Annotated in this window: 23 protein-coding genes; 13 read left to right on the top strand and 10 right to left on the bottom strand. The window is 69.6% G+C overall.

From position 1 onward, the window contains the following. Positions 1 to 24 precede the first annotated feature (24 nt). Both ACIQI8_RS13430 and ACIQI8_RS13435 read left to right on the top strand, forming a co-directional pair. The gene (locus tag ACIQI8_RS13430; RefSeq protein ID WP_402348537.1) at positions 25 to 285 is read left to right on the top strand and encodes a hypothetical protein; all 261 of its coding nucleotides are present in this window, start codon (positions 25 to 27) and stop codon (positions 283 to 285) included. Between the two features lie 93 nt (positions 286 to 378). Beyond that, positions 379 to 1,668, top strand: coding sequence for a pyroglutamyl peptidase (locus tag ACIQI8_RS13435; RefSeq protein ID WP_402348540.1), 1,290 nt, complete (start codon positions 379 to 381; stop codon positions 1,666 to 1,668). Between the two features lie 19 nt (positions 1,669 to 1,687). Here the strand turns inward: ACIQI8_RS13435 and ACIQI8_RS13440 are convergent, their stop codons facing one another. Beyond that, complete coding sequence (locus ACIQI8_RS13440; protein WP_402348543.1) at positions 1,688 to 2,479, bottom strand: EI24 domain-containing protein; 792 nt, start codon at positions 2,477 to 2,479, stop codon at positions 1,688 to 1,690. 106 nt (positions 2,480 to 2,585) lie between these two features. Here ACIQI8_RS13440 and ACIQI8_RS13445 point away from each other — a divergent pair, with 106 nt between their 5' ends. Further along, positions 2,586 to 3,218, top strand: coding sequence for a DUF6000 family protein (locus ACIQI8_RS13445; RefSeq protein ID WP_402348546.1), 633 nt, complete (start codon positions 2,586 to 2,588; stop codon positions 3,216 to 3,218). Positions 3,219 to 3,253: 35 nt separating this feature from the next. Here the strand turns inward: ACIQI8_RS13445 and ACIQI8_RS13450 are convergent, their stop codons facing one another. The 3 genes from ACIQI8_RS13450 to ACIQI8_RS13460 form a co-directional block, all read right to left on the bottom strand. Next, positions 3,254 to 3,682 carry a VOC family protein gene (locus ACIQI8_RS13450; protein WP_402348549.1) on the bottom strand — a complete coding sequence of 143 codons (429 nt, stop codon included), beginning with the start codon at positions 3,680 to 3,682 and terminating at the stop codon, positions 3,254 to 3,256. Positions 3,683 to 3,712: 30 nt separating this feature from the next. Then, complete coding sequence (locus ACIQI8_RS13455; RefSeq protein ID WP_402348552.1) at positions 3,713 to 4,252, bottom strand: DUF1707 domain-containing protein; 540 nt, start codon at positions 4,250 to 4,252, stop codon at positions 3,713 to 3,715. Between the two features lie 79 nt (positions 4,253 to 4,331). After that, positions 4,332 to 5,204, bottom strand: coding sequence for a hypothetical protein (locus ACIQI8_RS13460; RefSeq protein ID WP_402348555.1), 873 nt, complete (start codon positions 5,202 to 5,204; stop codon positions 4,332 to 4,334). A 320-nt stretch (positions 5,205 to 5,524) separates the two neighbouring features. Between ACIQI8_RS13460 and ACIQI8_RS13465 the strand changes: the two genes are divergently transcribed. Further along, positions 5,525 to 6,673 carry a serine hydrolase domain-containing protein gene (locus tag ACIQI8_RS13465; RefSeq protein WP_402348558.1) on the top strand — a complete coding sequence of 383 codons (1,149 nt, stop codon included), beginning with the start codon at positions 5,525 to 5,527 and terminating at the stop codon, positions 6,671 to 6,673. A 102-nt stretch (positions 6,674 to 6,775) separates the two neighbouring features. Here the strand turns inward: ACIQI8_RS13465 and ACIQI8_RS13470 are convergent, their stop codons facing one another. Further along, positions 6,776 to 7,774 carry an NADP-dependent oxidoreductase gene (locus tag ACIQI8_RS13470; protein WP_402348561.1) on the bottom strand — a complete coding sequence of 333 codons (999 nt, stop codon included), beginning with the start codon at positions 7,772 to 7,774 and terminating at the stop codon, positions 6,776 to 6,778. A gap of 101 nt (positions 7,775 to 7,875) precedes the next feature. Between ACIQI8_RS13470 and ACIQI8_RS13475 the strand changes: the two genes are divergently transcribed. Then, positions 7,876 to 8,310 carry a MarR family winged helix-turn-helix transcriptional regulator gene (locus ACIQI8_RS13475; RefSeq protein WP_402348564.1) on the top strand — a complete coding sequence of 145 codons (435 nt, stop codon included), beginning with the start codon at positions 7,876 to 7,878 and terminating at the stop codon, positions 8,308 to 8,310. Positions 8,311 to 8,356: 46 nt separating this feature from the next. On the opposite strand, the gene ACIQI8_RS13480 is transcribed toward ACIQI8_RS13475, so the two are convergent. After that, positions 8,357 to 9,163: a hypothetical protein gene (locus ACIQI8_RS13480; protein ID WP_402348567.1), complete on the bottom strand. Its 807-nt coding sequence runs from the start codon at positions 9,161 to 9,163 to the stop codon at positions 8,357 to 8,359. Between the two features lie 226 nt (positions 9,164 to 9,389). On the opposite strand from ACIQI8_RS13480, the gene ACIQI8_RS13485 reads away from it, so the two are divergent. The 8 genes from ACIQI8_RS13485 (at position 9,390) to ACIQI8_RS13520 (ending at position 19,697) form a co-directional block, all read left to right on the top strand. Further along, on the top strand, positions 9,390 to 10,550 hold the full coding sequence (locus ACIQI8_RS13485; RefSeq protein WP_402348570.1) for a mandelate racemase/muconate lactonizing enzyme family protein: 1,161 nt from the start codon (positions 9,390 to 9,392) through the stop codon (positions 10,548 to 10,550). Next, entirely contained in the window at positions 10,547 to 11,551 is a 1,005-nt protein-coding gene (locus ACIQI8_RS13490) for a zinc-binding dehydrogenase (RefSeq protein ID WP_402348573.1), read from the top strand. The genes ACIQI8_RS13485 and ACIQI8_RS13490 overlap by 4 nt, the downstream gene beginning before the upstream one ends. Before the next feature lie 111 nt (positions 11,552 to 11,662). Then, a complete protein-coding gene (locus tag ACIQI8_RS13495) occupies positions 11,663 to 12,628 on the top strand; it encodes a hypothetical protein (protein ID WP_402348576.1) in 966 nt (321 codons plus the stop codon). Between the two features lie 63 nt (positions 12,629 to 12,691). After that, a complete protein-coding gene (gene chvE, locus ACIQI8_RS13500; protein WP_402348579.1) occupies positions 12,692 to 13,798 on the top strand; it encodes a multiple monosaccharide ABC transporter substrate-binding protein in 1,107 nt (368 codons plus the stop codon). 59 nt (positions 13,799 to 13,857) lie between these two features. Next, positions 13,858 to 15,408 carry a multiple monosaccharide ABC transporter ATP-binding protein gene (gene mmsA / locus ACIQI8_RS13505; protein ID WP_402348582.1) on the top strand — a complete coding sequence of 517 codons (1,551 nt, stop codon included), beginning with the start codon at positions 13,858 to 13,860 and terminating at the stop codon, positions 15,406 to 15,408. Beyond that, positions 15,405 to 16,652, top strand: a complete 1,248-nt coding sequence (gene mmsB / locus ACIQI8_RS13510; protein WP_402348585.1) for a multiple monosaccharide ABC transporter permease — start codon at positions 15,405 to 15,407, stop codon at positions 16,650 to 16,652. Before mmsA ends, mmsB begins: the two co-directional genes overlap by 4 nt. Before the next feature lie 62 nt (positions 16,653 to 16,714). Then, entirely contained in the window at positions 16,715 to 17,866 is a 1,152-nt protein-coding gene (locus tag ACIQI8_RS13515) for an aldose epimerase family protein (protein ID WP_402348588.1), read from the top strand. Between the two features lie 193 nt (positions 17,867 to 18,059). After that, positions 18,060 to 19,697: a pyridoxal phosphate-dependent aminotransferase gene (locus ACIQI8_RS13520; protein WP_402348591.1), complete on the top strand. Its 1,638-nt coding sequence runs from the start codon at positions 18,060 to 18,062 to the stop codon at positions 19,695 to 19,697. Here the strand turns inward: ACIQI8_RS13520 and ACIQI8_RS13525 are convergent. From ACIQI8_RS13525 to ACIQI8_RS13540, 4 genes are all read right to left on the bottom strand, one after another. After that, entirely contained in the window at positions 19,694 to 20,347 is a 654-nt protein-coding gene (locus ACIQI8_RS13525; RefSeq protein ID WP_402348594.1) for a hypothetical protein, read from the bottom strand. The genes ACIQI8_RS13520 and ACIQI8_RS13525 overlap by 4 nt on opposite strands. 18 nt (positions 20,348 to 20,365) lie before the next feature. After that, positions 20,366 to 21,541, bottom strand: a complete 1,176-nt coding sequence (locus tag ACIQI8_RS13530; protein ID WP_402348597.1) for a 4-hydroxybenzoate 3-monooxygenase — start codon at positions 21,539 to 21,541, stop codon at positions 20,366 to 20,368. Between the two features lie 157 nt (positions 21,542 to 21,698). Further along, the gene (locus ACIQI8_RS13535) at positions 21,699 to 23,165 is read right to left on the bottom strand and encodes an amidase (RefSeq protein WP_402348600.1); all 1,467 of its coding nucleotides are present in this window, start codon (positions 23,163 to 23,165) and stop codon (positions 21,699 to 21,701) included. 85 nt (positions 23,166 to 23,250) lie between these two features. After that, positions 23,251 to 23,718 (bottom strand): ATP-binding protein, encoded by a 468-nt coding sequence (locus ACIQI8_RS13540; protein WP_402348603.1) that lies wholly within the window; start codon positions 23,716 to 23,718, stop codon positions 23,251 to 23,253. Positions 23,719 to 23,757: the final 39 nt, after the last annotated feature.

Raw genomic sequence — 23,757 nt, forward strand, 5'->3', positions numbered from 1 at the left:
TCCCCCGTCGCGACGATGGTCCCCATGCGGAACTTCGTGGCGGCACTCGCGGTCCTGCCCCTCAACGTCCTTCTCGTCGGCTACGGATGGCTGGCGGCCGGGATGACGGGCTGGGCTGCGAACTGGGACGAGCAGCCGTACGAGCCGCCGTTGACCGAACTGGGCGTGGTCTGCGGGGTGGTGGCGGCCGTCGGGGTCGCGCTGTGGGTGGCACGGCTGCGCGGGGCGGCGGTGTTGCAGACGGTGCCGCTGCTCGTGCTCGTGTTGCTGATGATGCCCGGCTGACTCACCGGCCCCATGTCGTAGACCACTTCCGTCGGGGAATACTGCGGCCGTCCAGCACCACGCACCCCACGGCGACGGAAGGACCCGACTCCCTTGAGTTCTCTACGTGTTCGGATCGGCGTACTCGGCCTGGCCCTGATGGCCGGGCTTGCCTCCCCCACGACGGCGACCGCCGCCGGGACGGTAGTCCCGCCCACCGTCGAGGAGCAACGGCTCGACCGGGCCGTACCGCAGGAGATCCTCCGACGGTCCGGATTCGACGACGTGGCACCGGAGTTCGCGCGGGCGCTGGAGCGGGCCCGTTCCTATGCCGAGGCGCGTCGGATCGCCGTACGCGAGGGGTCGGCGTTGTGGCGGCGGGCCGTCGACCGGGCGCAGGGGCGCGGGCCGGCGGGCGGGGACCTGAGCCGGGACGACGACCGGCCGCTGTACTGGGCGCGGCTCGGGCTGACCAAGGAAGTACGCACCTGGGAGCCGGAGTTCGGGCTGAGTGACACCCGACGCGCCGCGCTGATCGACGCGTTGGAGCGGACGTCCAGGGGGCAGGAGGACGTCCGTTACCCGCGCACGTCGTCGTCGGGCAAGGGCGTCAACTCAGCGCGAGGGAAAGGCGTCAAGCGGATCCTCGTCACCGGCTTCGACCCGTTCACGCTGGACCGGGACATCCGGATCTCCAACCCCTCCGGGGCCACCGCGCTCGCGCTCGACGGCACGGTGATCAGGACAGCGGAGGGGCCGGCGCGGATCGAGACCGTCGTCTTCCCGGTGCGGTGGCAGGACTTCGCCGACGGGACGGTGGAGCGGACGTTGCGGCCGTATCTGAGGCAGGTGGATCTGTTCACGACCGTGAGTCAGGGGCGGGTCGGCCGCATCGACGTGGAACGGACCAACGGGGCCTGGCGGGGCGGGTTCCCGGACAACGACAACGTCAGCAGGACGGAGACCGTGCCGGTCAGCGACCCGGCCTCGCAGCCGCAGTGGACGACCACGACATTGCCGTATGCCGCGATCGTGGCCGCCCAGACGGGACGGTTCCCGGTGTACGACCACACCTCCGTCACCGAGATACCGGCGGGCGGCACGGTGCCGGTCGTGCGGGAGGACGGGCCGACGGCGGGGTCGACCGCGCGGGCCGGGGGCGGCGGGGACTACCTGTCCAACGAGATCGCGTACCGCGCGACGCTGCTGCGCGACCGGCTCGGTCTGCACGACACGCTGCCGGGTGGTCATGTGCACACGCCGGTGCTGCAGTTCGGGGCGGGGAACACGGATCCGGCGACGGGGGCGGTGACGGATCCGCAGTTCGTGCAGAACCGGTTGGACATCATCGATCAGGTGCGGGCGATCGTGACGGTGGCGGCGGACGTGACGTTCGGCAAGTGACGTCGTGACGTGGTGACGTTCAGAAGGTGAGCCGCTTGTTGCCGGGCTCGGGGTCGGGTTCCGCCGTCCCCTCGTCCAGAAGGTCGCGGGCCATCATGGTGGCGCCCGCGACCGCGCCCGGCATCAGGAAGACCGCGACGAACGGCACCAGGAAGGCCACGGCCAGCGGGGTGCCGAAGCCCCAGACCAGGGTCTTACGGGAGCGCAGGAGGGTGAGGCGCGCACGCAGGTCGACGCCTCGCCGCTGCAGCGCGACGGCGGTGAGTTCCTCGGTGAGGAAGAACCCGGTGACGAAGAACCCGATCACCGGGATCGCCGTCTGCCCGACGAAGGGCAGGAAACCGAGGCCGAAGAGCAGGATGCCCCAGACCGCGGCACGCACGAGGATGCGCAGACTGTCACGCGCCGAGATCCACAACTCCCGCCACAGCGACAGCCCGGACTCGGGTGCGGTGCCGTCCGGCGAGAGATCCCGGTCGACCTTCTCGGAGAGGTTCTCGTAGAAGGGCTGGCCTATCAGCAGCGTCACCGCGGTGAAGGTGAGCACGGACAGGAGCAGCGCGAGCGCGAACAGCACGGCGGTCAGAAACCCGCGGAACAGACCGAGCCACGGACTCGACCAGTCATCGGCGAACGGCGTGGCCCACGTGACGAAGTCCTCACCCCAGAGCGCCAGCGCGATCAGCGCCGCGAGATAGAGGACAAGCGTGATGAGCCCCGGCAACAGCCCGAACCCGTACTGCTTCCCATGCCGCGCCGCCCACTGATGGCCCTTCAGAAGGTACGTGAAGCCGGCCCCTAGATCTCGCATACGGGAAGCCTATCGGCGGGCGGGGGCGGGGTGGGGGGCGGTGTCTTTGTGGGCGGTTGTCGGGAGTTGCCGTCGAAATCGGCTGTGTGCGTACGAAGATGCTGCCATGCGTCGCACCGCTGAAGAGGCCGAGCTGTTCAGGTTGGTCCGCCGCTATGTCACACGCGGCCGCCGGTACCTCAGACTCGGCGGCGCCCTTCTCTATCTGAGTGGGCGCGACCGAGCCAAGTTCACGCGGAAACTGGGCAAGGACGCCGGGAAGATCACCCCTCGAGAACTGCGAATGTTGCTCGACGGAGGATGGCGCGAGAGCGGGACGGCGGCTTGGCTCATCGCTGTTGCCGGCAGAACCGAGTTTCGGGACCGTCTTGGCGAAGTCCTGCTCGCCAGCAGGGGTCCCTATGCAGGCCAGGCGTACTGTGTCGCGCTGGCCACCTTCGGCACCGCCGCCGACGCCGACCTCTTGGTGGCCTACCTCGACCGCTACCTGCCTCGACCCGACCTCGACTACGACCAGCCGGACGCCCTCGGCGCGCTCCTCCTGCTCGACGCCAGGCTCGGAACCGACCACGCGGCCCGGTTCCTCGCCCCGGACGGCCTCTGGCAGCAGTGGATCGACGGGCCGCCCGCCAAGGACCACGATTACCCTGCCGAGTACCGGGAGTTCATCGGTCAGCTCTGCGTCTTCGCCGATGACAGCGCCAAGCACTGTCGACCGCGCCGGCACGACCTGACGTGACCACTCGCCGACGGTAGGCCTCGTTCCAGCGACCCTCAGTCGATGCAGAACTCGTTGCCCTCGATGTCCCGCATCGGGATGCACGCGTCCTTGCCGTCGTACAGCGTCTGTACGTGGACCGCGCCGAGGGGGACCAGGCGGGCGCACTCGGCCTCCAGGGCGGCCAGGCGTTCCGGGCCCACGAGGCCGGTGCCGACGCGTACGTCGAGGTGCACGCGGTTCTTGACGGCCTTTCCTTCGGGTACGCGCTGGAAGTACAGGCGCGGGCCTACGCCTGAGGGGTCGACGCACGCGAACCACGCGTCCCGCTCCTCAGGGGGCTGCGCGTTCTTGTACTCGTCCCAGGTGGCGAAACCCTCCGGGGGCGGCGGGACGACGTATCCCAGGACCTCGCACCAGAAGCGGGCCAGACGTTCGGGTTCCGCGCAGTCGAAGGTGACCTGGAACTGCTTGATCGATGACATCGGCGCACCCTACCAACGGGCTCGGCGCCCTCACGATCGCTTTTCGATCACCTTCGCGTGCAGGAGTTTTCCGGCGAGTTCGATACGGAGGCGGGGAGGGGTGGGTGAGGTTCTGGGGCGGAGTTTCAGTTTGGAGTAGGTGAGGGTCAGGTCGTCCGTGTCGATCGCGATGTCGCGCGTGCCGGTGAAGAACAGCTTGCCGTGCACCATGTCCGTCTCGATGCGCAGGATGTCCGAGGTGATCTCCGCGTGGGTGAAGTCGAAGGTGACCCGGCAGAGTTGGGCGCGGAGTTCGATGCGGGCGGGTACCGACCAGCGGCCCTCGCGGATGTACTTGCCGCCGTGTTGCTCGACCACCAGGACGTCCTTGGCCCTGGCCGCCGACGCGTTCGGGAGGTCGGCGGTCAGTTCGGCCAGTTCGCCCAGCGTGCGGGCCGTCAGCGCGCTCTCCAGCCGTGCGTCGAGTTCCTCGGCGTCGAGTCGGCCGTCGCCGGCCGCGATCCGCAGTACGTCCACCACCCGGTCGCGATCCTCGTGCGATGCCCGCAGGTCGGGCAGGTCCTTCGACATGGCAGTCACGTTAGCGGGGGCGCGCGGTGGCCACCAGGGAGCGAGATCCGCTGACGCACCGACCCACCCGCGCCCCGCCTCAGGCCGTCATCGGCGCTCCCACCGCCACCACCACCCCCCGCTCCCCCGCCGGCGCCACCGCCGCGCTCACCCGTATCGCCGCCGAACGCGCCACTCGTCCCGCCCTCGACGCCGCCGCCAGCAGCAGCGGCTGGAGCTGTTCGAGGCTCGACACCAGGAACTCCTCCCCCGCGATCAGTACCGGCCGGACCGTCTCGGTCGTCGCCGCCGCCGCCTCCGTGAGGTCCGCCAAGGGGGACAGGGTCGCGCGGGCCACGCCCGCTCCCGCCGTGGCCGCTCGTTCCGCCAACGACACCTGGAGGGGGAGGAGCGGAGCCAGCGCCGACGTCAACGCGTCGGCGATGCGGCGGAGTTCGGGGGACGCGTCGCTCAACACCCCCGCCGTGGAGCGGATCACCGGGGTCGCGGCGAGGAGCAGGCCCGCGATCACCCCGGCCACCGCCGGCAGCAGTGGGGAGGCCGCCTCCAGCAGGTCCCCGAGCGCCGTCGCGCATTCCTCCACCGCCGGCTCCACCGCGTCCAGCACCGGCAGCAGGCTGTCGCCGATGGCCGCGAGGAGGACCTGGGCGGGCTCGCTGACGGGGTGCACGGCCAGCGGGGCGCCGGTCGTGCCCAGACGGGTCAGGGTGTCGACGATCCGGTAGAAGGCCTCCTGGGCCTGCGGGGACGCGCTCGCCTCGGCCAGTTCCGCGGTGGTCTCGCGCAGGACGCGCAGCGCCTCCGCGCCCGAACCGTCCCGCGGATCGAAGGTGTTGATCGCGATCCTGGTGATGTTGCCGGCCGTGTCCAGGAGCTGGCCGGTGATGTCGGTCGTGCTGCGTGCCATGCGCAGTACTTCGTCCCTGCTGGGGAGCGAAGGGATCGTTGCCACGGGGTCTCTCCTCGCCTCGCGCACCGCCGCCGGTGGTCGCCGCCGCTCTCAGCATGCCCCGATCGCACCCCCCGGGACGCCCATCCGGGGCATCCGTCGCATGAACTCCCCGGTGTCGCGGTTGAGTCGAACAGGTACATCTCGCCGTACCGATCGAAGGAAGCCCTGGAGGAGGTACACACGCGCGCCACGGCCCACAGGGCGTCCCGTCCGGCACGCGACCCTTTTTCCAGTATCAGCCGAAGGGGGAACTTCCGCAGGTCGGACAGGCGTTGATCAGCATGGCGCACGCGAGCAGCGGCTGAGATCGAGGAGAGCTGATGACTCAGGAGATCCACGGCACCGTCGCGGACGGGTACGAGGCGGTACGCGAGGAGTTCGCCGCGTTCGTGGCCACGGAACGGCCGGACTACGAGGGCCAGTTGTGCGCGTACGCGCACGGCCGGCGGGTTGTCGACCTGTGGGCGGGCGAGGGCGGCCCCGACGCGCTGTTCGGGGTGTTCTCGTCCACGAAGGGCGCCGCGCATCTGGTGGTGGCGCTCCTCGTCCAGGACGGCACACTGGAGCTGGACCGCAAGGTGACCTACTACTGGCCGGAGTTCGCGGCCGAGGGCAAGGGCGCCCTCACGCTGCGCGAGCTGATGGCCCACCGGGCGGGTGTCGTCGGCACGGACACCGGCTTCACGCCCGCCGAGCTCGCCGACGACCGGCAGCTGGCCGAACGCCTCGCCGACCAGCGCCCGTTCTGGCGTCCGGGGACGGCCTTCGGCTATCACGCGCTGGTCATCGGCGCCCTGACCGGCGAGGTCGTCCGCCGCGCCACGGGCCGCACCCTCCAGGAGGTCTTCGAGGAACGCGTGCGCGTCCCGTACGAGTTGGACCTCCACCTGGGTCTGCCCGCGGCCCTCGAACCCCGCTTCCGCTCCGCGCAGCCGATGATCCCCACCGCGCCGGAGCAGGCGGTGCTGGACTCGGCGGCGACCGGGCCGCACACCCTGGCCTCGATCGCGTTCAACGAGCACGCGCCGGACACCGTGAGCCTCGTGGACCACGTCAACTCCCGCGCCGTGCGCGCCAAGGGCCCGGCGTCCGCGGGCGGTGTCGCCGCGGCGCGCGGGCTCGCCGGGATGTACGCGGCGGCAATCAGCGAGGTGGACGGGCGGCCCCCGCTGCTCAAGCCGGACACCATCGGCGAGGTGGGCCAGATCCACTCGGTCGGCTACGACCTGGTCACCCGCACCCACCGGTCCTACGGTCTGGGCTTCCAGGCCACGGCGGACACCTGGCACGCGTTCCTCGGCGCCGGCGCCTTCGGCCACAGCGGAGCGGCGGGCTCGCAGGCCTTCGCCGACCCCCGCTCGGGCCTCGCCTACGGCTACACCCGCCGCCGTTTCGCCTTCCCGGGAGGGGCGGCGCCGGAGAACAACCGGCTGGTCATGGCCGTGCACGCGGCCGTTCTGGCGGGTTGAGCGGCGGAGTGAGCAGCGGCGGCTCATGCAACCGGTGGAGGCCGCACCCCACGTCCAGGGGTGCGGCCTCCAGCAGTGCGACGGCCGACGGGCCCCTGCGTCCTACAGCTTGACGATCATCTTCCCGGTGTTGTCCCCGCGCAGCTGGCCGAGGAACGCCTCCAGGTTGTTCTCGATGCCCTCGACGACGGTCTCGCGGTACTTCAGGGCGCCCGAGGCGACCCACGGTCCGACCTCGGCCACGAACTCCGGCTGGAGGTCGTAGTGGTCGCCGACCAGGAAGCCCTCGATGCGGCCGCGGGTCTGGATGAGACGGGCGAGGTTCTTCGGGCCGGGGACGGGCTCGGTGCTGTTGTAGACGGAGATCATGCCGCAGATCGCGATCCGGCCGCCCTGGTTGAGCGAGCCGATGGCCGCCTCCAGGTGGTCGCCGCCGACGTTGTCGAAGTAGACGTCGACGCCGTCGGGCGCGGCGGCGCGCAGCTGCTCGCCCACGGGGCCGTTCTTGTAGTTGAACGCGGCGTCGAAGCCGTACTCCTCGACCAGCAGCTTGACCTTCTCGTCGGAGCCGGCCGAACCGATGACCCGCGAGGCGCCCTTGAGCTTGGCGATCTGGCCGACCTGGCTGCCGACGGCACCGGCGGCGCCGGAGACGAAGACGGAGTCGCCCTCCTTGAAGGACGCGGTGCGCAGCAGCCCGGCGTAGGCGGTGAGGCCGGTCATGCCGAGGACGCCGAGGTAGGTCGACAGGGGCGCGGTGTCGGGATCGACCTTGACGACGTTCTTCGCGTCGGTGGCCGCGTACTCGCGCCAACCGAGGAAGTGCAGCACGTGGTCGCCGACGGCGATGCCCTCGGCGTTGGACTCGACGACCTCGCCGACCGCGCCGCCCTGCATGACCTTGCCCAGCTCGAAGGGGGCGACGTAGGACTTGGCGGCGCTCATGCGGCCGCGCATGTAGGGGTCGACGGAGAGGTACCTGTTCCGCACCAGCACCTGGCCCTCGCGGGGCGTCGGGATCTCCGCCTCGACCAGGGCGAAGTCCTCGGACTTCGGCCAGCCGACGGGACGGCTGAGGAGGTGCCATTCGCGGTTGATCATGACGGAACCTTTCACGCTTACCACTGCAGAAATGCTTCAGTACGTGAAATAACCATGCAGCTAATATTTCATGATGTCAAGCAACGGGGTACCCTGGAGGCATGGCCACACCACAGAGAACCCGCCCCGACGCGCTGACCATGGAGGTCGTCGAGCTGATCGGCGATGTCGTGGCCCGGTTCTACGAGGACTACGAGGACGCGGCCGGCGAGCACGCCCTGACCGGGGCCCAGGCCCGGCTGCTGAGCCTGCTGTCGCTGGAGCCGCTGCCGATGCGGAAGCTGGCGCAGAAGCTCAAGTGCGAGCCGTCGAACGTGACGGGGATAGTGGACCGCCTGGAGTCACGCGGCCTGGTGGAGCGGCGGCCCGATCCGGCCGACCGCAGGGTGAAGCTGGCGGCGGCGACGGACGAGGGACTCCGGGTGGCCCGCGAACTGCGCGAGGGCCTGCGCTTCGCCCGCGCACCACTGGCGGGACTCTCGGACGAAGAGCGGCTGTCTTTGCGGGATTTGCTGCAGAGGATGCTCAACGCATAGGCGATGAGGCCGGGTTACCGACGTCCCCGGTTCCCGGGGCACCGGCTCACGTGCACCACCACAGGAACCTGTCGCACGTCTGTGACGGCGAGGGGTCCGGGCTCGGGTCGGACGTCGTCGGGTCCGAGGTGGGCGTCGGGGTCGAGGCAGGGGCGCTCGCGGCGGGGGCCGACGAGGTGACGCCCGGCCGCGAAGTCGGCGTGGGGGACGGGGAGTCGGTGTCGTCCCCGTCCTTCTTGTCGTCGTCCTTCCCGGACTTCGAGGCCGAGGGCGAGGCGGAGTCGTCGGGCGAGGGGGATTCCGACCCGCCCTTCGTGCCCGAGGTGTCGTCCAGCGGCTTGGCCGTCCCGCCGGCCTCCTCGGAGGAACCGCCCTCCGCCGAGGCGTCCCCCGCCGCGGCGGGCTTGGGGGTGGAGAAGGGGGCGTCCACGCCGAGTTCCGCGAGGCTCAGTCCGGCGGCGGCCAGGACGAAGCCGGCGGTTATCAGCAGGGTGCGACGTCTGCGTCTTCGGTGTGCCGCGGCTTTGCGATCGCGGCGACTCGCGCCGCCGCCGGGCCCTTCGGCGTCCGCGCCACGACCCCGGCCGCGCCCGCGTCCCCGCTCCTGCGCACGCCGTGCGGCACGCCCGACCGGCGCGTCCTCGTCGTCGGCGGCTTCCTCCGCCTCCCCGGCCTCGTCGTCGGGGGTCGCGTCGGTCCGTGCCGCGCCCTCCTCGTCGTACGAACTCGCCTGCGGGCGCTCCTCGTTGGGCTGCTGCCCCGCGTGCGCGCGGAGTTCTTCGACGGGTGCGCCGCACCCCGGGCAGGCGAGGGCGCCGTTGAGGTGCCGGCGGCAGGGGAGGCAGTAGTCCATGACGCGGGAAGACTAAGTTCCCGGACGGTCAGGTTCCTAGGCGCGTCTGTGAAGGTTCTGTGGGAGACAGCACTGGTGACCGAAAGGTCCCTCGAATGCTTGTCGAAACCGTTACCCGTTCGACCCATTGACACTTCTCATGCCCCGTCCTTACTGTCACGCCAGCATTTCGAACGTGTGACGAAATCTCGAACAGCGAATCTCGAACAGCTGAGGGGCAACTGCCGTGCGCATCACCGGAATCAGCACACACGTGGTCGGGACGCCCTGGCGCAACCTGACCTACGTCCAGGTGCACACCGACGAAGGAGTCACCGGAGTCGGCGAGACCCGGATGCTGGGGCACACCGACGCGCTGATCGGCTATCTGCGGGAGGCGGAGGCCAATCACATTCTGGGTTCCGACCCGTTCGCGGTGGAAGACCTCGTACGACGCATGAAGTACGGCGACTACGGCCGGGCCGGCGAGATCGTCATGTCCGGCATCGCCGTCATCGAGACGGCCTGCTGGGACATCAGGGGCAAGGCCCTCGGGGTGCCCGTCTGGCAGCTGCTCGGCGGCAAGGTGACCGACAAGGTCAAGGCGTACGCCAACGGCTGGTACACCACCGAGCGCACGCCCGAGGCGTACCACAAGGCCGCGCAGGGCGTGATCGAGCGCGGGTACAGGGCGCTGAAGATCGACCCCTTCGGCACCGGGCACTTCGAGCTGGACCACGAGCAGACCCTGTACGCCGTCTCGCTGATCGAGGCCGTGCGGGACGCCATCGGGCCGGACGCCGAGCTGATGCTGGAGATGCACGGCCGCTTCTCCCCCGCCACCGCCGTCCGCCTCGCCCACGAGCTGGCGCCCTTCAAGCCGGCCTGGCTGGAGGAGCCGTGCCCGCCGGAGAACCTGAAGGCGCTGGAGAAGGTCGCCGCCAAGGTCGACATCCCGGTCGCCACCGGTGAGCGCATCCACGACCGGATCGAGTTCCGCGAGCTGTTCGAGAGCCAGGCCGTCGACATCATCCAGCCGGACGTCGGCCACATCGGCGGCATCTGGGAGACCCGCAAGCTCGCCGCCACGGCCGAGACGCACTACGTGCTCGTCGCGCCGCACAACGTGGGCGGTTCCGTGCTGACCGCCGCCTCGCTCCAGGTCGGCTTCAGCACGCCCAACTTCAAGATCCTGGAGCACTTCAACGACTTCGCGGACGCGGAGATCAAGAAGGTCGTCAAGGGCGCGCCGGAGGTCGTGGACGGCTACTTCCACCTCTCCGACAAACCCGGTCTCGGCGTCGAGTTCGACGCCGACGCGGCGGCCGAGTTCCCGCAGCAGCAGGCCCGGTTCGACCTGTGGGCCGAGGGCTGGGAGCAGCGCAAGCCGAAGGGCACCGAGCAGTGAGTGGCGCCGTCGTCGTCGACGCGCCGGGCGAGCACCGGCTGGCCCCGCACGAGCCCCGGCGGCCGGAGGCCGGCGAGGCGCTGGTGAGCGTCCACGCGGTCGGCATCTGCGGCAGCGACCGCGAGGTGTACCAGGGCAACCGGCCCGAGGGGTACGTCCGTTACCCGCTGACGCCCGGGCACGAGTGGTCCGGCACGGTCACGGCGGTCGGTGCCGGGGTGCCGTCGACTCTCGTGGGGCGCAAGGTCGTCGGTGAGGGGTTCCGCAACTGCCAGGTGTGCGACCGCTGTCACGCGGGCGAGACCACGCTGTGCACGGCCGGGTACGAGGAGACCGGGTTCACCCAGCCGGGCGCGATGGCCCCGACGCTGACCCTGCCGGCCCGGCTGCTCCATGTCCTGCCGGACGAGGCCGACTTGACGGCCGCGGCGCTCCTGGAGCCCGCGGCCTGTATCGCGGCGGCGGCGCTCAAGGCGAACGCCCGGCCCGGTGAGCGGGTCGCCGTCGTCGGCACGGGAACGCTCGGCATGTTCGCGATCCAGTTCCTGAGGGCGGGTTCGCCCGCGGAACTGCTCGTGGTGGGGACGCGGCCCGACCGCGCGGAGCTTTCCAGGACGTTCGGCGCCACCGACTTCCGGACCAAGGACCAGGAGCTGCCCGACGACTTCGACGTGGTGATCGAGACCGCGGGTTCCGCGGACGCGGCCCGTACCGCCGCCGGCCTGCTCCGGCGGGGCGGACGGCTGGTTCTCACCGGGATCCCGGCGCCGGGCGCCGAGGGGCTCGACCCGACCGACCTGGTCGTGCGGCAGCTGGAGGTGCACACCGTCTTCGGCGCCCCGCCGGACGCCTGGGCGCACACCGTACGGGTCTTCGGGGCGGGCCTGCTCGACCCGCTGCCGCTGGTCACGCACGAGCTGCCGCTGGACGAGTTCCCGCACGCCATCGAGCTGGTCGGGTCCGGCGACCCGAAGGTCGGCAAGGTGCTCCTTCGCCCCTAGACGTACGCCGGTACGGGGGCGACCTGACGGTCCCCGTGCCGGCGTACCCCCAGCCTTTCCGTACCCAGAGCCGCGAACCTCGTCCGATATACCGAACGCGAAGGACAGCTTGTGAACGACGTCTCCGACCCGGCGGCCCGCCGGCCCGGTGAGCAGATACTCACCGCGCTCGGCCTGGGCGCGCCCGCCCTCGACCCCGCCGACGCCTCGCCGCACACCTTCCCCGGCGGCGGCCGCTGGCGCACCGAGATCCCCTCGTGCGAGGGCCCCGAGGCGCTGGCCGTCGTCCTCAAGGAGTCCTCCCGCCTCGACGTGCCGATCCACCGGATCAGCCAGGGCAGCGGGGTGTGGATGCTGACCGACGCCGAGATCACCGAAATGCTGGAGGCGACGGCCGCGCGCGACATCGAGCTGTGTCTGTTCACGGGCCCGCGCGGCACGTGGGACATCGGCGGCTCGGTGCGGTCCGACTCGCGCGGCGGCGGCCTCCGGGCCCGCGGCCACGACGCGGTCGCCGGCTGTGTCGAGGACGCCGTGCGGGCGACGGAGTTGGGCGTCAAGTGCCTGCTCGTCGCCGACGAGGGCGTGCTATGGACGCTGCACCGGGCGCGGGTCGCCGGGATCATCCCGGCCGACACCACGCTGAAGGTGTCGGCGCTGATCGGGCCGGTCAACCCGGCGTCGTACTCCGTCTTCGAGCAGCTGGGCGCCGACTCCCTCAACGTGCCCAGCGATCTGACGCTCGCTCACCTCACCGAGATCCGGCGGGTGTCCGCCGCTCCCATGGACATGTACATCGAGGCCCCCGACGACCTCGGCGGCTACATCCGGATGTACGAGGTCGCCGAGCTGATCAGGCGCGGTGCTCCGCTGTATCTGAAGTTCGGTCTCTCCAGGGCGCCCGGGATCTACCCGTGGGGCACCCACCTGCGGGACGTGACCCTGGACACCGCGAGGGAGCGGGTACGGCGCGGCCGGCTCGCCCTCGACCTGCTCGAACGGCATGGCGCGGGCGGGGACATGGCGCCGCTCGGCTCCCGACTGCCCGGAACGCTCAAGCGCTTCCCGGCCAACTGACATCCCCCCACACCCCGCCAGGCCCAGCACATCTCAACGACGAGAAAGACAGGGACGATCACCATGCGCACTCGCAGAAGCGCCCTCACCCTCATAGCCGGCGCCGCCTCGCTCGCTCTCACCCTGTCCGCCTGCGGGCAGGACAGCGAAGGGGGCAGCAAGGCGAGCTCGGGCGACGCCAAGGGCGGCACCATCGGTATCGCGATGCCCACCAAGTCCTCGGAGCGCTGGATCGCGGACGGCAAGAACGTGGTCGCGAACCTGAAGTCCAAGGGCTACAAGACCTCGCTGGTCTACGGCGAGGACGACCCCGACCAGCAGGTCTCGCAGATCGAGAACCTGATCACGCAGGGCGTCAAGGGCCTGATCATCGCGGCGATCGACAACAAGTCGCTCAACAACGTGCTCCAGCAGGCCGCGGACGCCAAGATCCCGGTGATCTCCTACGACCGCCTGATCCTGGGCACGAAGAACGTCGACTACTACGCGTCCTTCGACAACACCAAGGTCGGTGAGCTCCAGGCCAACTACATCGTCGAGAAGCTGGGTCTGAAGGACGGCAAGGGCCCCTTCAACATCGAGCTGTTCGCCGGTTCCAACGACGACAACAACACCAAGTACTTCTTCAACGGCGCGATGAGCGTGCTGCAGCCGTACATCGACAGCAAGAAGCTCGTCGTCAAGTCCAAGCAGACCGGGCTCACCCAGGTCACCACGCTGCGCTGGGACGGCACCACCGCGCAGAAGCGCATGGAGGACGTCCTGACCTCCTCCTACAAGACCGGCCGCGTCGACGCGGTGCTCTCGCCCTACGACGGCATCTCCATCGGCATCCTCTCCGCGCTGAAGTCCGACGGCTACGGCTCCTCCAGCAAGCCGCTGCCCGTCATCACCGGCCAGGACGCCGAGCTGGCCTCGGTGAAGTCGATCATCGCCGGTGAGCAGACGCAGACCGTCTACAAGGACACCCGGCAGCTCGCCAAGGTCGCCGCGACCATGGTCGACGACGTCCTCAACGGCAAGAAGCCCGAGGTCAATGACACCAAGACGTACGACAACGGCACCAAGGTCGTGCCCGCGTACCTGCTCCAGCCGGTGAGCGTCGACAAGACCAACTACACCAAGGAACTGGTCGACACCGGCTACTACAAGGCGAGCGAACTCCAGTAGCCGTCCCCCGTCCCGATCCTCACGGATCGATCATTCCTACGGATTGGAAGGGCACGACCATGGCGGGACCCGTCCTGGAAATGCGCTCGATCGTCAAGACCTTTCCCGGCGTCAAAGCGCTGTCGGACGTCACGTTGACGGTCCGTCAGGGCGAGGTCCATGCCATCTGCGGTGAGAACGGCGCCGGGAAGTCCACCTTGATGAAGGTGCTCTCCGGCGTTCATCCGCACGGCACGTACGAGGGCGAGATCCTCTTCGAGGGAGAGGAGTGCTCGTTCAAGGACATCCGGGCCAGCGAGCACCACGGCATCGTGATCATCCATCAGGAGCTGGCCCTGGTGCCGTTCCTGTCGATCGCGGAGAACATCTTCCTCGGCAACGAACACGCCTCGGGCGGGTTCATCAACTGGAACGAGACGCTCAAGCACGCCACCGAGCTGCTGCGCCGGGTGGGTCTCACCGACCACCCGGAGACCCGGATCGCCGACATCGGCGTGGGCAAGCAGCAGTTGGTGGAGATCGCCAAGGCGCTCTCGAAGAAGGTGAAGCTGCTCATCCTGGACGAGCCGACGGCGGCTCTGAACGACGAGGACAGCGGCAAACTCCTGGATCTCATCCTGGAGTTGAAGAAGCAGGGCATCACCGCGATCATCATCTCGCACAAGCTGAACGAGATCCGGCGGGTCGCCGACTCGGTGACGATCCTGCGCGACGGCCGGTCCATCGAGACCCTCGACGTGAAGGCGCCGGAGACCACCGAGGACCGGATCATCTCCGGCATGGTCGGCCGCGACCTCGACCACCGCTTCCCCGACCGCACGCCGTACGCGGGCGAGGTGGACGCGGCGCCGGCCCTGGAGATCCGCGGCTGGACCGTGCACCACCCGATCGACCAGCAGCGCAAGGTGGTCGACGACGTGTCGATCAACGTGCGGCGCGGGGAGATCGTCGGCATCGCGGGCCTGATGGGCGCGGGGCGCACCGAGTTGGCGATGAGCGTGTTCGGCCGCGCCTACGGCCGGTACGCGGGCGGCACGGTTCTCAAGGACGGCCGGGAGATCCGTACGAAGACCGTCGCGGAGGCGGTTCAGCACGGGATCGCCTACGTCACCGAGGACCGTAAGCACTACGGCCTCAACCTCATCGACAACATCAACCGGAACATCTCGCTGACCGCCCTGGGCAAGGTCGCCAGGCGCGGTGTCGTCGACGAGCACGAGGAGCGGAAGGTCGCCGAGGGCTTCCGCACGTCCATGAACATCAAGGCGCCGACCGTGTTCGAGACGGTCGGCCGGCTGTCCGGCGGCAACCAGCAGAAGGTCGTCCTCAGCAAGTGGATCTTCGCGGGTCCCGAGGTGCTGATCCTGGACGAGCCGACCCGCGGGATCGACGTGGGCGCCAAGTACGAGATCTACACGGTCATCGACCAACTCGCCGCCGAGGGCAAGGCGGTCGTCTTCATCTCCTCCGAGCTGCCCGAACTGCTCGGCATGTGCGACCGCATCTACACCATGGCCGCCGGACGGCTGACCGGCGAGGTCCCGCGGGCCGAGGCCACGCAGGAAGTGCTGATGCGCCAGATGACGAAGGACAAAGAGGTATCCCGATGAGCACCGATGTGACGGACAAGGTCCCGGCCGCCGCGCCGCCCGGCAAGGGCGGCGGATCCGCCTCCGGCGGCGGCCTGCTGCAGCTGATGCTGGGCGGGCTGCGCCGCAACATGCGCCAGTACGGCATGCTGATCGCGCTCGGCCTGATCGTGGTGCTGTTCCAGGTGTGGACCGGCGGCGACCTGCTGCTGCCGCGCAACGTCTCCAACCTGGTGCTGCAGAACAGCTACATCCTGATCCTCGCGATCGGCATGATGCTGGTGATCATCGCGGGCCATATCGACCTGTCGGTCGGCTCGTTGACCGCGTTCGTGGGCGCGTTCGCGGCCGTGCTCACGGTGCAGCACGGGGTGGCCTGGCCTCTCGCGCTGGTGCTGTGCCTGGTGGTGGGCGCGCTGGCCGGCTCGGTGCAGGGCTTCCTGATCGCGTATCTCGGCATACCGTCGTTCATCGTCACCCTGGCGGGCATGCTGCTCTTCCGCGGTCTGACGGAGATCTTCCTGGAGGGCCAGACCCTCGGCCCGTTCCCGGACGGTCTGCAGAAGCTCGGCAACGGCTTCCTGCCGGAGGTCGGCCCGGACACCAACTACCACAACCTCACGCTGCTGCTGGGCTTCGTGCTGCTGGCCTTCGTGATCTTCCAGGAGGTCCGCGACCGGGGCCGCCAGCAGGAGTTCTCCCTTGAGGTGCTGCCGCGCAACGCCTTCCTGCTGAAGCTCGTCGCGATCGCTGCCGCGATCCTCGCGGTCACCATGCTGCTGGCCAGCTATCAGGGTGCGCCGATCATCCTGATCGTGCTCGGTGTGCTGGTGGTCGGCTACGGCTACGTGATGCGCAACGCGGTCTTCGGGCGGCACATCTACGCCATCGGCGGCAACCTGCCGGCGGCGAAGCTGTCCGGTGTGAAGGACAAGAAGGTCACCTTCCTGGTCTTCCTGAACATGGGCGTGCTCGCGGCCCTGGCGGGTCTGGTGGTCGCCGCCCGTCTGAACGCGGCCTCGCCGAAGGCGGGACTGAACTTCGAACTCGAGGCCATCGCCTCGGCGTTCATCGGTGGCGCGTCGATGAGCGGCGGTGTGGGTACCGTCCTCGGCGCGATCATCGGTGGTCTCGTCCTCGGTGTGCTGAACAACGGTATGAACCTCCTCAGTGTCGGCACCGACTGGCAACAGGTCATCAAGGGCCTCGCCCTGCTGGCCGCGGTCGGCTTCGATGTGTGGAACAAGCGCAAGTCCGGTTCGTAATTCAAGCTACGGGCCCCGCAGGTGAGATCCACGGGGCCCAATTCCTTTACAGGAGCCGCTAGATGGAACTGAACAGACGCACAGTCATCGCGGGTGCAGCGGCGGCGGGACTCGCCGCGACCACCCTCGGTACGGGTACCGCCGAGGCCTCCGGCGGCAGGACCCCCTCGAAGAAACTCTTCGGCAAGCTCGCGGACGGCACGAAGGTCTGGATCTGGTCGCTGGCCAACGGCGGCACGAAGCTGAAGGTCCTGTCCTGGGGCGGCGTCGTGCAGTCCCTGGAGATCCCCGACCGGCACGGCCACCTGGCGAACGTCTCCCTCGGCTTCGACAACATCGAGGACTACGTCGCCAAGACCCCGTACTTCGGGGCGCTGATCGGCCGCTACGGAAACCGCATCGGCAAGGGCCAGTTCACGCTCGACGGCAAGAGCTACCAGCTCTCCGTCAACGACGGCGTGAACAGCCTGCACGGCGGCACCCAGGGCTTCGACAAGCACGTGTGGGACGTCGAGCCGTTCACCAAGGGCTCCGACGTCGGCCTGCACCTCTACTACACCAGCATCGACGGGGAGATGGGCTACCCCGGCACGCTCAAGGTGAAGGTGACGTACACGCTGAACAAGCACGGCGACTGGACCATCGACTACGAGGCCACCACCGACAAGGCCACCGTCGTCAACCTCACCAGTCACGTCTACTGGAACCTGGCAGGCGAGGGCAGCGGAACGATCGAGGACCACGAGCTCCGGATCGCCGCCGGCCGCTACACACCCACCGACTCGGGGCTGATCCCGACCGGCGAACTGGCGAAGGTCTCCGGCACTCCCTTCGACTTCCGCAAGACGAAGACGATCGGCCGGGACATCCGGGCCGGCCACGTCCAGCAGGTTCAGGCCAAGGGCTTCGACCACAACTGGGTTCTGGACAAGGGCATCACGGCCAAACCGGAGCATGTCGCCACCCTGCGCGAGCCGCGCTCGGGCCGCACATTGAAGATCGCCACCGACCAGCCGGGGCTGCAGTTCTACTCGGGCAACTTCCTCGACGGGACCCTCACCGGGACCGGCGGCAGCGTCTACCGGCAGGGTGACGCGCTGTGCCTGGAGACGCAGCACTTCCCGGACTCGCCCAACCAGCCCTCGTTCCCGACGACCACCCTGCGACCTGGGCAGACGTACCGTACGAGGACGGTGCACACGTTCAGCGCATGACGTGGTGAACCGTCTCACAGGCCGCCGGATGCGTCCGGCGGCCTGGTGGTTCCCACACTCACACCACTTTCACACGCGTTGAACAACGCCACCCCAGACTCCGTATCTAAGAGCGGCCCGTGCTCCCCCGCGCGGGCCACCCAAGACGACGGACCCGGCCGTCCCCGACGGGTCCGCCCCATACGGAGGTTCCATGGCCGACAACGTCACCTCGTTGTTCCGCAGCACGGCGGCGCACAGCCCGTCGATGGCTGCGCTGACGCGGGAGGGCGGCGACGGAGCCGGCCCGGTGGACTTCTGCATTCCGTGCAACCCGTACTTCCCCACCCCGGCCATGTTCGACACGATGTCGGCTCGTCTGCGCGACATCATCACGTACTACCCGAGCAGCGCGGACACGATCACCGCCGAGCTGTGCAACCTGCTCCAACTGCCCCCGCAGGCGGTCGCGATGGGCAACGGTTCCACCGAACTCATCACCTGGATCGACCACTTGCTGGTCCGCGAGTCCCTCGCCGTCCCCGTCCCCACCTTCGGCCGCTGGACCGACCAGCCGATGGAGACCGGCAAGCGGGTCGACATGTTCCCGCTGCAGGAGTCCAGCGGCTTCGCCCTGGACCTCGGCCAGTACGCCGAGTTCATCCGCGCCCGCGGCACCCGGGTCGCCGTCATCTGCAACCCGAACAACCCCGACGGCGGCTATACCCACAAGCAGTCGCTGGTGCAGTTCATGGACGCGATGGCCGACCTGGATCTGATCGTCATCGACGAGTCGTTCCTGGAGTTCGCCGACGCCGAGGCCGAACCCAGCGTCGTCCAGGAGGCGATGCTGCGCCCCAACGTCGTCGTGCTGCGCAGCCTCGGCAAGAACTTCGGCCTGCACGGCATACGGTTCGGCTACATGGTCGCGAACCCCTCGCTGGCCGGCCGGGTCCGCTCCATGCTGCCGAAGTGGAACCTCAACGCCTTCGCCGAGTACGTGGTGTTTATGCTCAAGGAGCACGGCGCCGAGTACGCGCAGAGTCTGCACCAGGTGTATCGGGACCGTCTTGACATGTCGAGCCAGCTCTCGGCGCTCCCCGGTCTGACCGTCTATCCCTCGCAGGGCAACTTCCTCTTCGTGCGCCTGCCCGTGGGCGCCGAAGGCACGGTGGTCCGGGACCGGATGCTCACCGAGCACCGGATCCTGGTCCGCGAATGCGGCAACAAGATCGGTTCGTCCAGCCGCTTCCTGAGGCTCGTGGTGCGCCCCCAGGTGGACGTGCGTCGCCTGGTGTCCGGCCTGGAACAGGTGCTCTACGGGACCAGGAGGGGAGCCGCCGTGCCCGAGCTGGGTACCGGGACCAACTACAGCTCGGGTACGGCGGCCGTGGACCGGCTGGTCAGCGAGACGAACGGGGCGGGTATCCCGCTCGTCGCGCAGGCCATCGGGGGCGGGGGCGGTATGCCCCTGCAGATGCCGATGCCGGCCGCCGCGCAGAGCGGCGGGGCGGGGATGCCGATGCCGGCCGTGGCCCAGATGCCGATGGCTGCGCCGCCTCAGCCGCAGATTCCGCAACCGCAGGTTCTTCAGCCGCAGGTTCCTCAGCCGCAGATTCCGCAGCCGCAGCCTCCGTACGCGCCGGCGATGAGTGCGCCGCCGCAACCGCAGATGCCCATGCCTGCGGCTGCTTCTGCGGCTCCTACGCCGCCCGGTGTTCCTGCGCGGGGTGGGCTCACCGCCGCGCAGGTTCGTGGGACGACCGGGCCTGGGCTGGCGCCCGCGCCTGCCACGGGGTGGCCCAATGCGCAGAGTTGGCCCAATGCGGCGGGGATGGGGCAGGCGGGCTAAGCACCATAGGGGTTTTGTGCGCGGCCGGGTGCGGGTGGAGTGTGGCTGGTCGCGCAGTTCCCCGCGCCCCTGGCGGCGTCGCCGCTCAGGCGTAGTTCGAAGCGGGCGTTGGATCTGGTGCGGAAGTACCGGACGGTTACGCGCTCGTGGGCGTTGTAGCCGCCTCCGTCCGGTACCGCACCCGTGCGTTCCTCGAACCGGACGGGTGCCTCCGTCGCCGCGAAGGCGTGGTGGGCCTCGTGTTCGGATTCGCGTTCGTCGGCGGCTACCGCCTCCAACGGGGAGTCCGGCGGTACGGGCAGGGCGAAGATCTCGACGCTGCGGCCTGCCACGCCCAAGTGAACGATGGCGACCGGGGATTCGGCGACCGTCGAGCCGTAGCGGCGTGCGAGGCGGCCTCGGACCACTACGCTCGGGTTGACGGCGCCGGGTTCGAAGCCCAGGCGGTCGAGTTCCTCACGCAGGCCTTCGAGGGTGTCGGGGAAGACCAGTACCGCGGTGTGGTCGAAGGCCAAGTGGCTTGAGATGTCGGTCCGTTCGGTCTCCGTCAGGTCGGGGAACAGTTCGGCGAGGACCTGGTCCGTGTCGTGGGTCTCGACGTACGCGGCGGCGCGTTTGATGCGCAGTACGTCGGCCTCGGTGAGGTTCATGTGGGACGGTTCCTCGGGTCAGATGCCGGTGTAGTTCTCGGCGAAGAAGTCCTGGTGCGCGCGGGAGGTGCGCAGGCTGTCCAGGCGGGCGTACTGGAGTGCGCGGCCGTAGCGGGCCCGGGGGTCGTCGGTGGACGGGCCGTGCAGCAGGCCGCTCATCCAGTGCGAGAACTCGTGCGCCCGCCAGACTCGGGGCAGGCAGTACGAGGCGTAGCGGGCGAGGTCCGTCTCGTCGCCTCGGGCGAGGGCCTCCGTGAAGGCTTCCGCCAGGCGTTCGGCCTGGAGTACGGCGAGGTTGGCGCCCTTGGCCGCGGAGGGGCTGATGAGTCCGGCGGAGTCGCCGGCCAGCCAGAGGCGGCCGGTGCCCGGGGAGTCCAGGACGTCCGAGCGCAGGTCGACGACCGTCCTCTCCAGGACCGGACCGCGCTTCAAGGGGCCGAACTCGTCCGTGCGGAGCCTTGTGGCCAGTTCGGTCCAGACGCGGTCCTCGTCCCAGTCCGCCGGGTCGGTGCCTCGCGGGCACTGGAGGTAGTAGCGGGTGACCGTCTCCGTGCGGGCCATGTGGCCGGCGAACCCGCGGTCGTGCAGGGCGTATCCGACGGCGGCGAGGCTGGGCGGGGCCGCCACCAGCACCGCCAGCCAGGTCACCCCGTGGTCCCAGCGGGCGGTACGGATGCCGTGCGCGGTGAGGGCCTGGCGTCCGACACCCCGGTGGCCGTCGCAGCCGGCGACATAGCGTCCGGTCACGTCCGCGGCTCCCCGGATCCGTACCCGGCCCTCGGAGATCTCCTCGGCCTCGGCGCCGAAGCGGATCTCGCCGCCGCGCCGCAGGTACTCGGCCAGCAGGTCGCGGACCAACTCCTGCTGGGGGTAGACGGTGTGGACCTCGCGCTGCCCCAACTTCCCGTAGTCCAGGGTGAATTCGCCTTGCTCGCTACGGAAGAGACAGGTGCCGTGCGGTCGGCCCTTGGCCAACAGGCCGTCGGCCAGGCCGTGTTCGGTCAGTACGCGTACGGAGTGGGCGGCCAGGAAGCCCGCCCTGGCCCGCCCCTCCACCGCCTCGCGGTCCCGTCGCTCCAGGATCACGCAGTCGATGCCCTCAGCCAGGAGCAGGTTCCCCAGCACCAGCCCCGCCGGGCCCGCCCCGACGATCACCACCCCGGTCCCTGCTCCGGAGTCGAACCGTTTCGCCACAACCACCCCTGATCTTGCTTTTTCGGCCAAGAGGTTTCATATCAGCCAGATCAGGGGGACCAGCAACCGAAGGCGGCTTCTTAGCCCATAAGGGACCAACTTGGCATATGTCAGTGGTCGTTGTCCGAGTCCCTGGGCGAGGGCCATGAACCCGGGTTCAGCTGCCGTCCTGCCGCTTCGGCGCCTGGAAGCCGCCGAGCTCCCGCTCCAGTAGTTCGGCCAACCTCAGCGGGGTGCGGTCCTCGAACATCGGACCGATGAGCTGCACTCCCACCGGCAGGCCCTCGGGGGACAGGCCGGTCGGTACGGCGGTGGCGGGCAGGCCGGGCATGGTGGCCAGACCGGCCCAGACGAGCTGGTCGAGATACGGGTACGCGACGCCGTCGATGTCGAGCCGGCGTTTCATCGAATCCGGTTCGTGGTCGTGCGCGAACGCCGGAGTGGGCGTGATCGGACACACCACGGCATCGAACTCGGCGAAGAACTCACGCCAGCCGTGCCGGTGCAACTCGCGACGGTTGTTCGCCTCCGCCCAGTCGCGGTGACTCGACACGAGCCCCCGCAACCGCGCCGCGTCCAGACCCTGATCATCCGCGCTCAGTCCGGCGGCGAGGTCTCGCAGCTGCCCGTAGATCTCGGCGGGAAAGCGTGCGCCGACTCCCGCGAACCACAACTGCGTGTAGATCAACGCCGATTCGGAGAGGCTGGGCAGCAGCCCACTGTGCCTCTCGACGCGCGCGCCGCCGTCGGCCAGCGCGTCGGCGACACGTTGCACGCCCGCCCGCACGGCGGTCCCGGTCGGGATGAAGGGGTGCTCGTCGAGGACCAGGACCCGGAAGTCGTCGAGCCGCTCGTGGCGCGCGGGCGGCAGCGCCAGTTCGTACGCCACACCGTGGGTCAGCGGATCAGGTCCGGCCATGACGTCGAGCAGGAGCGTGAGGTCGCGAGCGGTGCGCGCCATCGGACCGACGACGGCGAGGTCGGAGGCGACCGGCCAGGCCGGCACGGCGGGCGGGACCGAGCCGCGGGACGGCACCAGTTCGATCGTCGGCTTGTGCGCGTAGATCCCGCAGAAGTGTGCGGGGGTGCGCAGCGAACCGCCGATGTCGGAGCCGATGGACAGCGCGCCGAACCCGGCCGCCAGGGCCGCCGACGATCCGCCGGAGGAGCCGCCCGGTGTGCGGCCGTGGTCCCAGGGGTTGTTGGTGGTGCCGTAGACCTCGTTGAAGCTCTGCACGTCCTGCAGTCCCAGGGGCACGTTGGTCTTGCCGAGCACCACCGCGCCGGCGGCCTTGAGCCGGGACACCTGCACCGCGTCCTCGGCGGGCAGGAAGTCCCGGTGCTGCGGCATGCCCCAGGTCGTGGGCAGTCCGGCGATGTTGTAGGACTCCTTGACCGTCACCGGGATGCCGAGCAGCGGCCGGTCCTCGCCGCGGGCGCGTGCCTGGTCGGCATCGCGCGCGGCGGCCCGCGCACGGTCGAAGTCCGGTAGGCAGATCGCGTTGATCGCCTCGTCGTCCCGCTCGATACGGGCGATCGCCTCGTCGGTCAGCTCCGCCGAGGTCACCTCGCCGGAACGCAGGGCGGTCGTGAGTTCTTCGGCCGAGTGATAGCTCCAGTCCATGATGGCGACCGTAAGGGCCATCGACTCAAGCCACGAAATACCTTTTTGCGCAACGGAATTGCCGTCCCGGCGGGCCGGCTGACGGTCACCGCCACAGCACCGCCCAGCCCGGCAGATCGATCTCCGCGCGGACCGTCTTGCCCGGCGGTTCCCGCTCCAGCACCTCCCACCGGTCCGCGACCGCGTCGACGAGGAGCAGTCCACGACCGGACTCGTCGAGGGGGTCTGCGGGCGGGGCCACCTCGCCGGGTGCCGGCGGGCGTCTGTCCCCGACCGTGTCCGTCACTTCCACCCGGACGCTGCCCGTGACGAGTGACAGCCGCAGCTCGAAGTCCCGCCCCGGCACCCGGCCATGAGTCACGGCGTTCGCGGCGAGTTCGGCGACGACAAGTGCGACGGCGTCGGAGGCGTCGCAACCGGGCGGGATGCCCCAGGTGTGGAGCTGGGCCAGGGCCAGATGCCGGGCGAGTCGGGCGGCGCGGGGGGTTGCGCTCAGTCGCTGCGCGAACGCACGTACGGTGACCGGCTGTTGCGGGGTGGGGAGCGCTGTCATGCGCCCAATCTGGCGGTCCCGAACGGCTCTTATCCAGGT

This window comes from Streptomyces sp. NPDC092369, from assembly GCF_044755245.1.
GTDB lineage: Bacteria > Actinomycetota > Actinomycetes > Streptomycetales > Streptomycetaceae > Streptomyces.

Bases quoted from the DNA above. Each gene is read 5' to 3' on its own strand.
- ACIQI8_RS13430 (WP_402348537.1), top strand. From the start codon at position 25: ATGCGGAACTTCGTGGCGGCACTCGCGGTCCTGCCCCTCAACGTCCTT.
- ACIQI8_RS13440 (WP_402348543.1), bottom strand. From the start codon at position 2,479: ATGCGAGATCTAGGGGCCGGCTTCACGTACCTTCTGAAGGGCCATCAG.
- ACIQI8_RS13445 (WP_402348546.1), top strand. From the start codon at position 2,586: ATGCGTCGCACCGCTGAAGAGGCCGAGCTGTTCAGGTTGGTCCGCCGC.
- ACIQI8_RS13450 (WP_402348549.1), bottom strand. From the start codon at position 3,682: ATGTCATCGATCAAGCAGTTCCAGGTCACCTTCGACTGCGCGGAACCC.
- ACIQI8_RS13455 (WP_402348552.1), bottom strand. From the start codon at position 4,252: ATGTCGAAGGACCTGCCCGACCTGCGGGCATCGCACGAGGATCGCGAC.
- ACIQI8_RS13465 (WP_402348558.1), top strand. From the start codon at position 5,525: ATGACTCAGGAGATCCACGGCACCGTCGCGGACGGGTACGAGGCGGTA.
- ACIQI8_RS13470 (WP_402348561.1), bottom strand. From the start codon at position 7,774: ATGATCAACCGCGAATGGCACCTCCTCAGCCGTCCCGTCGGCTGGCCG.
- ACIQI8_RS13475 (WP_402348564.1), top strand. From the start codon at position 7,876: ATGGCCACACCACAGAGAACCCGCCCCGACGCGCTGACCATGGAGGTC.
- ACIQI8_RS13480 (WP_402348567.1), bottom strand. From the start codon at position 9,163: ATGGACTACTGCCTCCCCTGCCGCCGGCACCTCAACGGCGCCCTCGCC.
- chvE (WP_402348579.1), top strand. From the start codon at position 12,692: ATGCGCACTCGCAGAAGCGCCCTCACCCTCATAGCCGGCGCCGCCTCG.
- mmsA (WP_402348582.1), top strand. From the start codon at position 13,858: ATGGCGGGACCCGTCCTGGAAATGCGCTCGATCGTCAAGACCTTTCCC.
- mmsB (WP_402348585.1), top strand. From the start codon at position 15,405: ATGAGCACCGATGTGACGGACAAGGTCCCGGCCGCCGCGCCGCCCGGC.
- ACIQI8_RS13515 (WP_402348588.1), top strand. From the start codon at position 16,715: ATGGAACTGAACAGACGCACAGTCATCGCGGGTGCAGCGGCGGCGGGA.
- ACIQI8_RS13520 (WP_402348591.1), top strand. From the start codon at position 18,060: ATGGCCGACAACGTCACCTCGTTGTTCCGCAGCACGGCGGCGCACAGC.
- ACIQI8_RS13525 (WP_402348594.1), bottom strand. From the start codon at position 20,347: ATGAACCTCACCGAGGCCGACGTACTGCGCATCAAACGCGCCGCCGCG.
- ACIQI8_RS13535 (WP_402348600.1), bottom strand. From the start codon at position 23,165: ATGGACTGGAGCTATCACTCGGCCGAAGAACTCACGACCGCCCTGCGT.
- ACIQI8_RS13540 (WP_402348603.1), bottom strand. From the start codon at position 23,718: ATGACAGCGCTCCCCACCCCGCAACAGCCGGTCACCGTACGTGCGTTC.